Genomic DNA, 14,662 nt, shown 5'->3' on the forward strand with positions numbered 1-14,662 from the left:
TTACGCAGAAAACCGCCCCGAGGACACGCCGGATCGCCGCCGCCTCACTTCATCCGTTCGCGCGCCGCCTTGAAGCCGGTGACGAACCGCGCCAGCGTCTGCGAGGTGGCGCCGCGCGGCAGCATCACTTCGATCAACGAAAATACCCCTCGCCGCTCGACCGCGCGCTGCAGCGCGGCGGCGAGTTCGGCGCGCGTCGTGACCCGCTCGCCGACGCCGCCGATCGACTTGGCGATATCGGCGAAATGCCAGTCGTCGAGATCGTTGAACTTCGACTCCGGCTGGAACACCCGCAGCATTTCCCAGCTGCAATTGTTGAACAGCACCACGATCGGATCGAGCCCGTAGCGCTTGCAATTGCCGAGTTCCCAGCCGGTCATCTGGAACGCGCCGTCGCCGACCAGCACCAGCGGCCGCAGCCCGGTCGCGGCGACGCCGATGCCGGCGGGCACGCCGAACCCCATGCCTGCGTAGTATCCCGGGGCCGCCAACGCGGTGTTGTCGATCTCCATCGCGGTGAACAGGCAATCGCCGATGTCGGCCGTCATCGGCATCTTGCCGTGGCGGTCGAACAGATCGTTGATCGCGGTGGCGATATCGGACGGCGCGATCGGCGAGGCATCGGCCGCGAGCCCGCGCGGATAGGCCATGCCCTTGCCGGCGTTGCGCGGCCGCGGCGGATGCTGATCGGCGTGGGCGTCGAGCCCTGAGATCAGATCGGCCAGCGGCAGGTCGCGATAGACGTGGTGGCCGATCTGCACCTCGCGCCCGGTCGCCAGCACGGTCCGGCGCGGATCGGTCATGTTCGAAGACAGCGCGAAATTGGTATCGGACAGGATGACGCCGAACATCAGCACCAGGTCGGCGCCCTCGACCAGCGCCGACAAGTCGGGATCGCCGGCGGCGCCGAGATAGGTGCCGGCCACCACGTCGTCGTCGCCTTCGAGCAGGCCGCGGCCCATGAATGTCGTCACCACCGGCAGGCCGAGCTTCCGGGCGAGCGCCCCCACCTGCTGCTCGACGCCGTAGCGGCGGATCTCGACGTCGACCACCATCACCGGCGACTTCGCCTTGGCGATCCGCGCCAGAATCTCCTCGGCGCATTCGTCGCGCGCGCCGGCATCGGCCTCGCGCCGCGGCAGCTTCGGCACCGGGTCGACCTTGGCGTCGACCATGTCGCGGGGAAACTCGATGTACACCGGCAGCGACAGTTCCAGCGCGCTGCGCAGCACCCGGGCGATCTCGGCCGGCGCGGTCGCCGGGTCGGTCAGCACCGCCTGATCGCAGGTGACCTCCTTGAATACCGCAAGCTGGGTGTCGACGGTCCGCACCTGATGATGCAGCAGATAGCCGCTGGTGCGCTCGCGCGCCCCCGGCGCGCCGGCGATCACCACCACCGGCGAGCGCTCCGCATAGGCGCCGGCGATCGAGTTGACGAGATTGAAGGCGCCGGCGCCGTAGGTCACCACCGCGACGCCGATGCTGCCGCGATAGCGTGAGGCCGCATCCGCCGCGAACCCGACCGCCGGCTCGTGGCTCAGCGTGAAATACGGCAGGGTGCCGCTTTCCTCGATCACCTTGAAGAACGGCAGCACGAAGTCGCCGGGGATCCCGAAAATCTCCCGGGCACCATGATCCTCGAGGGCGTCGAGCAGCGCGGTCGCAAGCGTCGGCATGGCAGCTCCTGGATGGGCACAAAGGGGCCGGACCGATTTACCAGAGCTTGCGACTTTCGACCAACCGCACGCCATGATCACGCCCGGCACAGCGGAAATGCCGGCGGTTCGATAACGCCGGGGGATTATTCCAGGCCCAGCCCCGTTGTCGCTTGCCCGGCTATCCAACTCTCCCTATAGCTCTTGCTTTAATGACCCCCGCCCCAAAATCGACTTTCGTCCTCGGTCACCGGCATCTGCTGGGAATCGAAGGGCTTTCCGCCGCCGACATCACCGGCCTGCTCGACCTCTCCGAGGAGTATGTCGAGCTCAACCGGCAGGTCGACAAGAAGCGCACCAGTTTGCGCGGCCGTACCCAGGTCAACCTGTTCTTCGAGGCCTCGACCCGGACGCAATCGTCGTTCGAGATCGCCGGCAAGCGGCTCGGCGCCGACGTGATGAACATGAGCGTGTCGTCATCGTCGATGCGCAAGGGCGAGACCCTGATGGACACCGCGGTGACGCTGAACGCGATGCACCCGGACATCCTGGTGGTCCGGCATCACGCCTCCGGCGCGGTGGAACTGCTGGCCCGCAAGGTCGACGGCTCGGTGATCAACGCCGGCGACGGCGCCCACGAGCATCCGACCCAGGCGCTGCTCGACGCGCTGACGATCCGCCGCAACAAGGGCCGGCTCGACGGTCTGGTGATCGCGATCTGCGGCGACGTGATGCATTCGCGCGTTGCCCGCTCCAACATCCTGCTGCTGAACACGATGGGCGCCCGCGTCCGCGTCGTCGCCCCCTCCACGCTGCTGCCGGCCGGGATCGAGCGGATGGGCGTCGAGGTCGCGCGCGACATGCGCGAAGGGCTCGACGGCGCCGACATCGTGATGATGCTGCGGCTGCAGCGCGAGCGCATGAACGGCTCGTTCGTGCCGTCCTCGGCCGAGTATTTCAACTATTTTGGGCTCGACCAGAAAAAGCTGTCCTACGCCAAGCCGGACGCGCTGGTGATGCATCCGGGCCCGATGAACCGCGGCGTCGAGATCGACTCGATCGTCGCCGACGGCGCCCAGTCGGTGATCCGCGAACAAGTCGAAATGGGCGTGGCGGTGCGGATGGCGGTGCTCGAAGCGCTCGCCCGCAACCTGCCGAACGCCTGATGCCGGAACGGGAAACACCATGCTGACCGACCCCCGCCCGATCCTGCTCGCCAATGCCCGCCTGATCGACCCCTCGCGCGACTTCGACGGGATCGGCGACGTGCTGATCGCCGATGGCGTGATCCGCGATGCCCGCCGCGGCATCGGCGCCGCCGGCGTCCCCGAAGGCACCGACATCGTCAATTGCGCCGGCATGGTCGTCGCCCCCGGCCTGGTCGACATGCGCGCCTTCGTCGGCGAGCCCGGTGCCAGCCACCGCGAGACCTTTGCATCGGCCAGCCAGGCCGCGGCCGCCGGCGGCATCACCACCATCGTCTGCCAGCCCAACACCAGCCCGGTGATCGACAATTCGGCGACGGTCGACTTCGTGATGCGCCGCGCCCGCGACACCGCGATCGTCAACATCCAGCCGATGGCGGCGATCACCAAGGGACTGGGCGGCGCCGAAATGACCGAGATCGGCCTGCTCAAGGCCGCCGGCGCGGTGGCGTTCAGCGACGGCGACCTCAGCATCACCAACGCCCAGGTGATGCGCCGGGCGCTGACCTACGCCCGCGACTTCGACGCGCTGATCGTGCATCACACCGAGGACCCCGATCTGGTCGGCGAAGGCGTGATGAACGAGGGCGAATTCGCCACCCGGCTCGGCCTCGCCGGGATTCCCAACGCCGCCGAAACGGTGATGCTGGAGCGCGACATCCGCCTGGTGATGCTGACCGGCGGCCGCTACCACGCCGCGTCACTGACCTGCATCGAGTCGCTGGAGATCATGCGGCGCGCCCGCGATCTCGGCCTGCCGGTGTCGGCGTCGGTGTCGATCAACCACGTCGCGCTGAACGAGAACGACATCGGGCCGTATCGCACCTTCCTGAAGCTGGCGCCGCCGCTGCGCACCGAGGACGACCGCAAGGCGCTGATCGCGGCGCTGGCCTCAGGGCTGATCGACGTGGTGATGTCGGACCACAATCCGCAGGACGTCGAGGTCAAGCGACTGCCGTTCGCCGAGGCTGCCGCCGGCGCGATCGGGCTGGAGACGATGCTGCCGGCCGGCCTGCGGCTGGTGCACGCCGGCGAGCTCGATCTGCTGACGCTGATCCGCGCGATGTCGACCCGTCCGGCCGAACTGCTCGGCCTGCCCGGTGGCACGCTGCGCGCCGGCAGCCCGGCCGACCTGATCGTGATCGATCCCGAGGTACCGTGGCTGGTCGATCCGGACGAATTGAAATCGAAGTGCAAGAACACCCCGTTCGACGAGGCGCGGTTCTCCGGCCGGGTGACCCGCACCATCGTCGGCGGTCGGACGGTCTATGAGCATGTGTGAGATTTGAAGGCTGGTTGAGTCAGCCGCTTGAACTAGGCCTTTCGATCCGTCATTGCGAGCGCAGCGAAGCAATCCAGAGATGCCGAGCACGGAATTGGATTGCTTCGTCGCTTCGCTCCTCGCAATGACGGGGAGAGTCTGACTTTATTGCCGCGCTAGAGTGTTTGGAGAGTTGTGATGATCGGGATCTACATCGCCGCGCTGGTGATCGGTTATCTGTTCGGCTCGATTCCGTTCGGCCTGATCCTCACCAGGCTCGCCGGCACCCAGGATCTGCGCTCGATCGGCTCCGGCAATATCGGCGCCACCAACGTGCTGCGCACCGGCCGCAAGGGCCTCGCCGCGGCGACGCTGCTGCTCGACGCGCTGAAGGGCACCGCCGCGGTGATCCTCGCCGCCTATCTCGCCGCCGGCACCGACGCGATCGCCGCCAATGCCGCGATGCTGGCGGCGCTCGGCGCCTTCGTCGGCCACCTGTTTCCGGTGTGGCTGAAGTTCAAGGGCGGCAAGGGCGTCGCCGTCTATATCGGCGTGCTGATCGGCCTGTTCTGGCCGGCCGCGATCGTGTTCTGCCTGATGTGGCTGGCGACCGCCTTCACCTCGCGCTATTCGTCGCTGTCGGCGCTGGTGGCGAGCTTCGTCACCCCGATCTTCCTGTGGTGGTTCGGCCATGCCGCCCTCGCCTCGCTGTTCGCGGTGCTCACCCTGCTGCTGTTCTGGATGCACCGCGAGAACATCAAGCGGCTGCAGGCCGGCACCGAGAGCAAGATCGGGCAGAAGAAGTAAGGCTGGATCGCCAGCTTCCGCCTTCGTCGACCTTGTCCACACGTTAAAGTTGCGCAACACTCCCGCTCGCGGGGGTGGATGTGGGTGAGCGTGGCAGCGATCAGGGGACGACCGTCCTCACCGAGGCGCAGCGGATCGACTGGCTGCGGCTGATCCGCGCCGACAATGTCGGCCCTCGCACCTTTCGGTCGCTGATCAATCATTTCGGCTCGGCGCGTGTGGCGCTGGAGCGGTTGCCGGAGCTGGCGCGGCGGGGTGGTGCGGCGCGGGCCGGACGCATCCCATCCGAGGACGAAGCGCGGCGCGAGATCGAGGGCGGCCGCCGGATCGGCGTCGAGCTGGTGGCACCGGGCGAGGCCGGATATCCGCTTCGACTTGCGACCATCGACGATGCACCGCCGCTGCTCGGAGTCCACGCCCTGCCTGATGCGCTCGCCGTGATGGCACGGCCGATGATCGGAATCGTCGGCTCGCGCAACGCCTCTGGCGCCGGACTGAAATTCGCCGGCCAGCTCGCCGCCGATCTCGGCGCGGCCGGCTTCGTGGTGATCTCCGGCCTCGCCCGCGGCATCGACCAGGCGGCGCATCGCGCCAGCCTGCAAAGCGGCACCGTTGCGGTGCTGGCCGGCGGCCACGACAAGATCTATCCGGCCGAGCACGAGGACCTGCTGCTCGACATCATCCAGGCCCGCGGCGCCGCGATCTCCGAGATGCCGCTCGGCCATATACCGCGCGGCAAGGATTTTCCCCGCCGCAACCGGCTGATCTCGGGCGCTGCGGTCGGGGTCGCGGTCATCGAGGCCGCCTATCGCTCCGGCTCGCTGATCACCGCCCGCCGCGCCGCCGACCAGGGCCGCGAGGTGTTCGCCGTGCCCGGCTCGCCGCTCGACCCGCGCGCCGCCGGCACCAACGACCTGATCAAGCAGGGCGCTACCCTGATCACCTCGGCGGCCGACATCGTGCAGGCGGTTGCGCCGATCCTGGATCGGCCGATCGAGATCCCGAGCCGGGAGCCGGATCACGCCCCGATCGCTGGCGAGCCCGATACCGGTGATCGCACCCAAATCCTCGCGCTGCTGGGACCGAGCCCAATCGGAATCGACGACCTGATCCGCCTCTCCGGCATTGCGCCGGCTGTGGTCCGGACGGTGCTGCTGGAGCTCGAACTCGCCGGGCGGCTGGAGCGCCATGGCGGATCGCTGGTATCGCTGAGCTAGGCGCGAACGGCTCCCAAAAAGCCAACGGCCCGAAGCGGTGAGCTTCGAGCCATTGTCCAGGAGCAGACGTACATCCGGCCCGCCCCGACGTTCGAATCGTGAACTGGTTCGGTTAATTAAACGTAAATCGCAACCGCTTCGTGACAGCAGGGCCCCGTTGGGACGCCGGGGACCTTGCCGCTTGCCTGCAGGCTCACCCGAAACTTGAAGGTCGTCATAAACATCCTTTTTGAATCAACCGGATGAAGGAATCAGCTCATTCGGCACTGGAATTGCGCCGGCGACGGACGATCTCCCTGGCCTCCATCCGCGCCATGTCCAGCAGGTAACAGAGCATGTCGAGGCGGTGCGCTCGGGCGACCTGGATCAGCTCTCCGGTCGCTTCCGACAGGTATTGGGCTGCTTCGACTGGCCCGCCATCTCTGGGGCGGGAATAGTGGGAGTCGCGGTGGCTCTCGGAGGGTGGCGACATCAGGCACCAATCTGCGGCAGATGCGAACCGCTCCACAATGGAGCGTATTCCGATTATATACACGTATAAGTTGTACAGCTCCAGGTTAATGTTTTGCGAACTTCGATCGTAAGTAGGTCTGGTTTCGCTCGATCGCCCTGGCCGGCGATTTGACAGCGCCCCCGTCACCACCCATGTTCCGGGCAATCCGGCCGGCGCGAGTCTCGCAGTCCGGCCTTTTTCTCTTCATTCTGACGCCTGGAATGCGATGAACCTCGTCATTGTCGAGTCGCCGGCGAAGGCCAAGACGATCAACAAATATCTCGGCTCGTCCTACGAGGTGCTGGCCTCGTTCGGGCACGTGCGCGACTTGCCGGCCAAGAACGGATCGGTCGACCCGGATGCCGACTTTCAGATGATCTGGGAGGTCGACCCAAAAGCCGCGAGCCGGCTCAACGACATCGCCAAAGCTCTGAAGAATGCAGACAAGCTGATCCTCGCCACCGACCCTGACCGCGAGGGCGAGGCGATCTCCTGGCACGTGCTGGAGGTGATGAAGCAGAAGCGTGCGCTGAAGGACCAACAGGTCGAGCGCGTGGTGTTCAATGCCATCACCAAGCAGTCGGTCACCGACGCGATGAAGCATCCGCGCCAGATCGACGGTGCGCTGGTCGACGCCTATATGGCGCGCCGGGCGCTCGACTATCTGGTCGGCTTCACCCTCTCCCCGGTGCTGTGGCGCAAGCTGCCCGGCGCCCGCTCCGCCGGCCGGGTGCAGTCGGTGGCGCTGCGGCTGGTGTGCGACCGCGAAACCGAGATCGAGAAATTCGTCCCGCGCGAGTATTGGTCGCTGATCGCCACTTTGGCGACGCCGCGCGGCGATACCTTCGAGGCGCGGCTGGTCGGCGCCGACGGCAAGAAGATCCAGCGGCTCGATATCGGCACCGGCGCCGAAGCCGAGGACTTCAAGAAGGCAATCGAAGCGGCGAACTTCCGGGTCGCCACCGTCGAAGCCAAGCCGGCACGCCGAAACCCCTACGCCCCGTTCACCACCTCGACGCTGCAGCAGGAAGCCAGCCGCAAGCTCGGCTTCGCCCCGGCGCACACCATGCGGGTGGCGCAGCGGCTGTATGAAGGCGTCGACATCGGCGGCGAGACCGTCGGTCTCATTACTTATATGCGAACAGACGGCGTGCAGATCGACCCGTCCGCCATCACTCAGGCGCGCAAGGTGATCGCCGAGGATTTCGGCAATGCCTATGTGCCGGATGCGCCGCGGCAATACACCGCCAAGGCCAAGAACGCGCAGGAAGCCCACGAAGCGATCCGCCCGACCGACCTGTCGCGCCGCCCGGCCGACGTCAGTCGCCGGCTCGAATCCGACCAGGCCCGGCTGTACGAGTTGATCTGGATCCGCACCGTCGCCAGCCAGATGGAATCCGCCGAGCTCGAGCGCACCACGGTCGACATCGAGGCGAAGGCCGGGTCACGCCTGCTGGAACTGCGCGCCACCGGCCAGGTGGTGAAGTTCGACGGCTTCCTCGCCGCCTATCAGGAAGGCCGCGACGACGATTCCGAGGACGAAGACAGCCGCCGCCTCCCCGCGATGAGCGAGAACGAGGCGCTGAAGCGCGAGGCGCTCGCCGTCACCCAGCACTTCACCGAGCCGCCGCCGCGGTTTTCCGAAGCCTCGCTGGTGAAGCGGATGGAAGAGCTCGGCATCGGCCGGCCCTCGACCTACGCCTCCATTCTGCAGGTGCTGAAGGATCGCGGCTACGTCCGGCTGGAGAAGAAGCGGCTGCACGGCGAGGACAAGGGTCGCGTCGTGGTCGCGTTCCTGGAGAGCTTCTTCACCCGCTACGTCGAATACGACTTCACCGCCGGGCTCGAGGAAGATCTCGACCGGATCTCCAATAACGAAGTGTCCTGGAAACAGGTGCTGAGCGACTTCTGGCGCGACTTCATCGGCGCGGTCGACGAGATCAAGGATCTGCGCGTCGCCCAGGTGCTCGACGTACTCGACGAGATGCTCGGACCGCACATCTATCCGGCGCGCGAGGACGGCGGCGATCCGAGGCAGTGCCCGAGCTGCGGCACCGGCAAGCTCAACCTGAAAGCCGGCAAGTTCGGCGCCTTCGTCGGCTGCTCGAACTATCCGGAATGCCGCTACACCCGGCCGCTCGCCTCCGACAGCGCCGGCGATGCCGACCGCGTGCTCGGCACCGATCCCGACAGCGGCCTCGAGGTCGCGGTGAAGTCCGGCCGGTTCGGCCCCTACATCCAGCTCGGCGAGGCCAAGGATTACGGCGAAGGCGAAAAGCCGAAGAGGGCCGGCATTCCGAAGGGTACCTCGCCGTCCGATGTCGATCTCGAAATGGCGCTGAAGCTGCTGGCGCTGCCGCGCGAAGTCGGCAAGCACCCGGAGACCGGGCAGCCGATCAAGGCGGGCATCGGCCGGTTCGGACCTTACGTGCAGCACGAAAAGACCTATGCCAGCCTCGAAGCCGGCGACGACGTCCACACCATCGGCCTGAACCGCGCGGTGACGCTGATTGCCGAGAAGGTCGCCAAGGGCCCGAGCAAGGGCCGCTTCGGTTCCGATCCCGGCAAGGCGCTGGGCGACCATCCGAGCCTCGGCGCGGTCGCGGTGAAGAAGGGTCGCTACGGCGCCTACGTCACCGCCGGCGGCGTCAACGCCACGATTCCGAACGACAAGACCGAAGACACCATCACCCTGCCCGAAGCGATCGCGCTGCTCGACGAGCGCGCCGCCAAGGGCGGCGGCAAGGCCAAGAAGGCACCGGCCAAAAAGGCCGCTGCCAAGAAGGCGTCCGCCGGTGGTGAGGCCAAGCCGGTGAAGAAGGCCGCCGCCAAGAAGGCCAAGCCGAAGGCCGAAAGCGCCGCCGCCAGCAAGGCGCGCGCGCCGGTGGCGGCGAAGACGGCGGTGCCGAAGAAGGCCGCCAAGCCCAAAGACGCGGCCAAGAGCAGCGCCGCCAAGAACGGATAGATGTGAGCAAGACGCGCGACGCGAAGTTTCCGGACAAGGCCACTCTCCTCGCCTTCATCCGCGCCCACCCCGGCAAGGTCGGCACCCGGGAGATCGCGCGCGAATACGGCCTGAAGAACGCCGATCGCGCCGAACTGAAGCGAATGCTGCGTGAGCTCGCCGACGGCGGCAGCATCCGCAAGAGCGGCCGCCGCAAGGTATCTGAGCCAGCCACGCTGCCGCCGACGCTGCTGGCCGACATCGTCTCGCGCGATGCCGACGGCGAACTGATCGCCACCCCGTCCGAATGGGACGAGCAGGACGGCGACGCGCCGAAGATCCGCATCCACACCCCACGCCGGATCAAGCCCGGCACCGCAGCCGGCGTCGGTGACCGCGCGCTGCTGCATGTCGAGACCGCCGATCCGCGCGACGCCGGCCCCGCTTATGTCGGCCGCGTCATTCGTGTGCTGGAACGCGGCAAGGCCCGCATCCTCGGCATCTTCCGCGCGCTGCCGCAAGGCGGCGGCCGGATGGTCCCGGTCGACAAGAAGCAGGCCGGGCGCGAACTCAACATCGCGGCGCACGATGCCGGCGGTGCGGAGGATGGCGATCTCGTCAGCGTCGATCTGATCCGCACCCGCGGCTTCGGCCTCGCCTCCGGCCGGGTCAAGGAACGGCTCGGCTCGCTCGCCAGCGAAAAGGCGGTCAGCCTGATCGCGATCCACACCCACGACATCCCGCAGGACTTTTCCTCGGCCGCGATCCGCGAGTCCGAAGCCGCGCAGCCGGCCACGCTCAAAGGGCGCGAAGATTGGCGCGACCTGCCGCTGGTGACGATCGATCCGCCCGACGCGAAAGACCACGACGACGCGGTCTACGCCGAGCCGGACTCCGATCCTGCGAACAAAGGCGGCGTCATCGTCTATGTGGCGATCGCCGATGTCGCCTACTACGTGCGGCCGGGCTCGGCGCTGGATCGCGACGCGCTGCGCCGCGGTAATTCGGTGTACTTCCCCGACCGCGTCGTGCCGATGCTGCCGGAGCGGATCTCCAACGATCTGTGTTCGCTCAAACCGGGCGAGCCGCGCGGCGCCCTCGCGGTCCGCATGGTGATCGACGCGCAGGGCCGCAAGCGCTCGCATTCGTTCCACCGCGTGCTGATGCGCTCGGCGGCGAAACTGAACTACGCCCAGGCCCAGGCGGCGATCGACGGCCGGCCCGACGACGTCACCGGCCCGCTGCTCGAGACGATCCTGAAGCCGCTGTACGACGCCTATGCGGTGGTCAAGCGCGGCCGCGACGAGCGCGACCCGCTCGACCTCGATCTGCCCGAGCGCAAGATCATCCTGAAGCCGGACGGCACCGTCGACCGCGTCATCGTGCCGGAGCGGCTCGATGCGCACCGGCTGATCGAAGAATTCATGATCCTCGCCAATGTCGCCGCCGCCGAGATGCTGGAGAAGAAGGCGCTGCCGCTGATCTACCGGGTGCACGACGAACCCAGCGTCGAGAAGGTCCATAACCTCGTCGACTTCCTCAAGACGCTCGATCTGTCGTTCGCCAAGCAGGGCGCGCTGCGGCCGGCGCAGTTCAACCGCATCCTGGCGATGGTCAAAGGCGAAGACTCCGAGCCGCTGGTCAACGAGGTGGTGCTGCGCTCGCAGGCGCAGGCGGAATACAGCTCCGAGAACTATGGCCATTTCGGCCTGAACCTGCGCCGCTATGCGCATTTCACTTCGCCGATCCGGCGCTACGCCGATCTCGTCGTGCATCGCGCGTTGATCCGCGCGCTCGATCTCGGCGACGGTGCGCTGCCGCCGTCCGAGACGGTCGAGACGCTGGCGGAGGTTGCGGCGCAGATCTCGCTCACCGAACGCCGCGCGATGAAGGCCGAGCGCGAGACCGTCGACCGCCTGATCGCGCACCATCTCGCGGACCGGATCGGCGCCACCTTCCAGGGACGCGTCTCCGGCGTCACCAAGGCCGGACTGTTCGTCAAGCTGAGCGACACCGGCGCCGACGGGCTGATCCCGATCCGCTCGCTCGGTGACGAGTATTACAACTACGACGAAACCCGCCACGCGCTCATCGGCTCGCGCAGCGGGGCCATGCACCGGCTGGGGGATGTGGTCGACGTCAAGCTGGTGGAAGCTGCTCCGGTGGCCGGTGCGCTGCGGTTCGAGCTGGTGAGCAATGCCAGCGTCGAATTCACGCACCGCAAGACTGCACGCAAGACCAAGGGAACGAGCAAGGCCAAGCTGAAGACCGAAAGCGGCAAGTCGGCGCGCGCCAAGCCCGGACGGGCGAAAGCACGGAAAGCGGCCAAGCCGAAACAGAAAACCAAGTCCGGGAGAGGAAAACGCTGATGACCACGCTGTCACGCGAGCCGATCGTCTGGCCGCCGCAATCCGCTCCGTCGCAGCAGCGCAACGTCTGGCAGGCGATGTGGCGCGGTTTCCGCGGCCGCTGCCCGAACTGCGGCGAAGGCCGGATGTTCCGCGCGTTCCTCAAGACCGCCGACTGCTGCGACCAATGCGGCCAGGATTTCACCGGCCACCGCGCCGACGATCTGCCGGCGTATCTGGTGATCGTCATCGTCGGCCATATCGTAGTGCCGATCGCGCTGTCGATCGAGACGCATTTTTCGCCGCCGGTGATGCTACAGCTCGCGATCTACCTGCCTTTCACCCTGCTGGCTTCGCTGCTATTGCTGCAGCCGGTCAAGGGTGCCGTGGTCGGATTGCAATGGGCATTCCGGATGCACGGCTTCGACGAGACCAACCCCGACCGCTGACGGCACGCCCACGCACGCGGCGGCACAACGACGACAAACACCAACAAGAAACGACAATGGGAGCGACATGACCGAAACTGCGACGCAGGCCGAGCCGAAGGTCGAGCAGGATCACCAGGAACCCAGCCACCACCCGTATTTCCGCCCGAAGGACGCCGCGACGCTGATCCTGGTCGATCGCAGCGCCTCGACGCCGAAGGTGCTGGTCGGCAAGCGCCACGACAACGTGGTGTTCATGCCCGGCAAGTTCGTGTTTCCCGGCGGCCGCGTCGACAAGAGCGACGTCCGCGTCCCGGTGGCGGCCCCGATCCCGCCGGAGCTCGAAGCCAATCTGCTCAAGGGCAGCCCGAAGACCACGCCGTCCCGCGCCCGCGCGCTGGCGATCGCGGCGATCCGCGAAGCCTGCGAGGAAACCGGGCTGTGCCTCGGCTGCAGGACCAGTACACCGGCGAAACTGAACGGCCCGTGGCAGCCGTTCACCGAGGCCGGCCTGCTGCCGGATCCCTCCGGCCTGTTCCTGATCGCGCGCGCCATCACCCCGCCCGGCCGGATCAAGCGGTTCGACACCCGTTTCTTCACCGCCGATGCCTCGGCGATCGCGCACCGCGTCGACGGCGTGGTGCATGCCGATGCCGAGCTGGTCGAACTGGTGTGGGTCGAGCTCGGCTCCAAGCCGCTCGCCGACCTGCATCCGATGACCAAGAACGTGCTCGGCGAGCTCGACCGCCGGCTCGCCACCGGCCCGCTGCGCCACGACGCACCGGTGCCGTTCTTCCATTTCTATGGCGGTAAGATGCAGAAGGACATGCTGCCGGGGGCCTGAGCCCCCGACCAGCATCGGCACGAGCGACCTCGACCTAACGGCGTGACCACCGCGCCGTCAGTTCGAGCAGCAAAGCGGTTGCAGCCAGCGCGCCGCCATAGAGGCTCACCACCGTCCAGCCGCCATGCGCCCAGGCGAATGCGGCACCGGCCGAGCCGATCGATCCGCCGATGAACATCCCGGTCATGAACAGGGTGTTGAGCCGGCTGCGCGCCTCCGGCACCAGCGCGTAGACGATGTGCTGGTTGGAGATCAGCGCACTCTGCAGACCGAAATCCAGCACCACCACGCCGATCAGCAGTCCGGCCACGCTGCCCCACAGACCGAACACGACCCACGATGCCAGCACCAGCGCGGCGCCGATCGCGATCACCGGCCCCGGCCCGCTTCGATCCGCAATCCGGCCGGAGATCGGCGCCGCCAGCACGCCGACCACACCGACGAGGCCGAACAAGCCTGCGGCTTGGGCTCCGAGGCCGAACTGCGGCTCCTGCAGATGCAGCGCCAGCACCGTCCAGAACACGCTGAAGGAGGCGAACAGCGCCGCCTGCACCGCGGTTGCGCGCCGCAGGGCCGGCTGGTGGCGCCACAGCGACGCCAGCGACTTCAGCGCGGCGCCGTAGCCGATGTCGAGGTGGCCGTGATGCCGCGGCAGCAGCCACGCCATCAGCGCCGCCGCCGCGAGCGCCGCCGGCACGGATAGCCAAAACATCTCGCGCCAGCCGAGATGCCCGGCGACGAAGCCCGCCACCGTCCGGCTGAGCAGGATGCCGCAGAGCAGCCCGGACATCACCAGACCGATGGTCTTGCCGCGCCGCTCCGGCGCCGACAGCGCGGCAGCGAACGGCACCACCTGTTGCGCCACCGTGGCGCAGGCGCCGAGCGCGAGCGACGCGGCAATGATCAGCCAGGCCGACGGCGCCAACGCCACCAACGCGGCCGCGACGGCCAGCAGCACGAACTGGCCGGCGATCAGCCGCCGCCGGTCGGTCAGATCACCGAGCGGCACCAGCAAGAAGAGGCCGACCGCATAGCCGAGCTGGGTCGCCGTCGGGATCATTCCGGTCAGCGCCGGGCTGCCGAGATCGCGCTCGATCACCCCGAGCATCGGCTGGTTGTAGTAGATGTTGGCGACGCCGATGCCGGCGGCCGCGGCCATCGCCAGCGTCAGCCCGGCACTCATTGCCGGCCCCGGCGCCGCCGCCCCACGGCCGGGGCCGGGCTTGGGCGAAGGTTCGGGTCGAGGATCCTCCGCAACGCGCAGGGCCGGCTCGCTGGCGGTCATCTGGGGCCTTCCTAAGACAAGAATCGGGGTCGGGTTTCCGAACATGGGCCGCCATGGCCCGAAATCGAGGTCGCGCTCGGGAAGATCAGCGATGCGCAGATTGCCGTCTTGTCGGATTGGCGTGGATTTTGGCTGGTTTGGGTGCCAATTTCCGCGCTCGACAGCGATTTCGCCT

10 protein-coding genes are annotated in these 14,662 nt (G+C 67.5%); 8 read left to right on the top strand and 2 right to left on the bottom strand.

Annotated features, from left to right (window positions below):
* Positions 1 to 44: 44 nt before the first annotated feature.
* Positions 45 to 1,676 carry an indolepyruvate/phenylpyruvate decarboxylase gene (ipdC, locus tag DWA33_RS13095; RefSeq protein WP_114358524.1) on the bottom strand — a complete coding sequence of 544 codons (1,632 nt, stop codon included), beginning with the start codon at positions 1,674 to 1,676 and terminating at the stop codon, positions 45 to 47.
* Positions 1,677 to 1,867: 191 nt separating this feature from the next.
* Here ipdC and DWA33_RS13100 point away from each other — a divergent pair, with 191 nt between their 5' ends.
* The 8 genes from DWA33_RS13100 to DWA33_RS13140 all read left to right on the top strand — a co-directional run bounded on the left by DWA33_RS13100 (position 1,868) and on the right by DWA33_RS13140 (position 13,202).
* The gene (locus DWA33_RS13100; protein ID WP_114358525.1) at positions 1,868 to 2,821 is read left to right on the top strand and encodes an aspartate carbamoyltransferase catalytic subunit; all 954 of its coding nucleotides are present in this window, start codon (positions 1,868 to 1,870) and stop codon (positions 2,819 to 2,821) included.
* A gap of 19 nt (positions 2,822 to 2,840) precedes the next feature.
* Positions 2,841 to 4,142 carry a dihydroorotase gene (locus DWA33_RS13105; RefSeq protein WP_114358526.1) on the top strand — a complete coding sequence of 434 codons (1,302 nt, stop codon included), beginning with the start codon at positions 2,841 to 2,843 and terminating at the stop codon, positions 4,140 to 4,142.
* Positions 4,143 to 4,316: 174 nt separating this feature from the next.
* Positions 4,317 to 4,928, top strand: a complete 612-nt coding sequence (gene plsY, locus DWA33_RS13110) for a glycerol-3-phosphate 1-O-acyltransferase PlsY (RefSeq protein WP_167443207.1) — start codon at positions 4,317 to 4,319, stop codon at positions 4,926 to 4,928.
* A gap of 80 nt (positions 4,929 to 5,008) precedes the next feature.
* On the top strand, positions 5,009 to 6,145 hold the full coding sequence (dprA, locus tag DWA33_RS13115; RefSeq protein WP_114358528.1) for a DNA-processing protein DprA: 1,137 nt from the start codon (positions 5,009 to 5,011) through the stop codon (positions 6,143 to 6,145).
* 719 nt (positions 6,146 to 6,864) lie between these two features.
* Positions 6,865 to 9,603: a type I DNA topoisomerase gene (gene topA, locus DWA33_RS13125; RefSeq protein ID WP_114358530.1), complete on the top strand. Its 2,739-nt coding sequence runs from the start codon at positions 6,865 to 6,867 to the stop codon at positions 9,601 to 9,603.
* Positions 9,604 to 9,605: 2 nt separating this feature from the next.
* On the top strand, positions 9,606 to 11,951 hold the full coding sequence (rnr, locus tag DWA33_RS13130; RefSeq protein ID WP_114358531.1) for a ribonuclease R: 2,346 nt from the start codon (positions 9,606 to 9,608) through the stop codon (positions 11,949 to 11,951).
* Positions 11,951 to 12,379 (top strand): DUF983 domain-containing protein, encoded by a 429-nt coding sequence (locus tag DWA33_RS13135; protein WP_114358532.1) that lies wholly within the window; start codon positions 11,951 to 11,953, stop codon positions 12,377 to 12,379. The genes rnr and DWA33_RS13135 overlap by 1 nt, the downstream gene beginning before the upstream one ends.
* Before the next feature lie 67 nt (positions 12,380 to 12,446).
* Positions 12,447 to 13,202, top strand: coding sequence for an NUDIX hydrolase (locus DWA33_RS13140; protein ID WP_114358533.1), 756 nt, complete (start codon positions 12,447 to 12,449; stop codon positions 13,200 to 13,202).
* 34 nt (positions 13,203 to 13,236) lie between these two features.
* On the opposite strand, the gene DWA33_RS13145 is transcribed toward DWA33_RS13140, so the two are convergent.
* A complete protein-coding gene (locus DWA33_RS13145) occupies positions 13,237 to 14,385 on the bottom strand; it encodes an MFS transporter (protein WP_167443208.1) in 1,149 nt (382 codons plus the stop codon).
* Between the last annotated feature and the right edge of the window lie 277 nt (positions 14,386 to 14,662).

The sequence above is a fragment of the Rhodopseudomonas pentothenatexigens genome (genome assembly GCF_900218015.1).
GTDB classification, from domain to species: domain Bacteria; phylum Pseudomonadota; class Alphaproteobacteria; order Rhizobiales; family Xanthobacteraceae; genus Rhodopseudomonas; species Rhodopseudomonas pentothenatexigens.

Bases quoted from the DNA above. Each gene is read 5' to 3' on its own strand.
- DWA33_RS13140 (WP_114358533.1), top strand. From the start codon at position 12,447: ATGACCGAAACTGCGACGCAGGCCGAGCCGAAGGTCGAGCAGGATCAC.
- DWA33_RS13135 (WP_114358532.1), top strand. From the start codon at position 11,951: ATGACCACGCTGTCACGCGAGCCGATCGTCTGGCCGCCGCAATCCGCT.
- DWA33_RS13100 (WP_114358525.1), top strand. From the start codon at position 1,868: ATGACCCCCGCCCCAAAATCGACTTTCGTCCTCGGTCACCGGCATCTG.
- topA (WP_114358530.1), top strand. From the start codon at position 6,865: ATGAACCTCGTCATTGTCGAGTCGCCGGCGAAGGCCAAGACGATCAAC.
- DWA33_RS13105 (WP_114358526.1), top strand. From the start codon at position 2,841: ATGCTGACCGACCCCCGCCCGATCCTGCTCGCCAATGCCCGCCTGATC.
- DWA33_RS13145 (WP_167443208.1), bottom strand. From the start codon at position 14,385: ATGAGTGCCGGGCTGACGCTGGCGATGGCCGCGGCCGCCGGCATCGGC.
- ipdC (WP_114358524.1), bottom strand. From the start codon at position 1,676: ATGCCGACGCTTGCGACCGCGCTGCTCGACGCCCTCGAGGATCATGGT.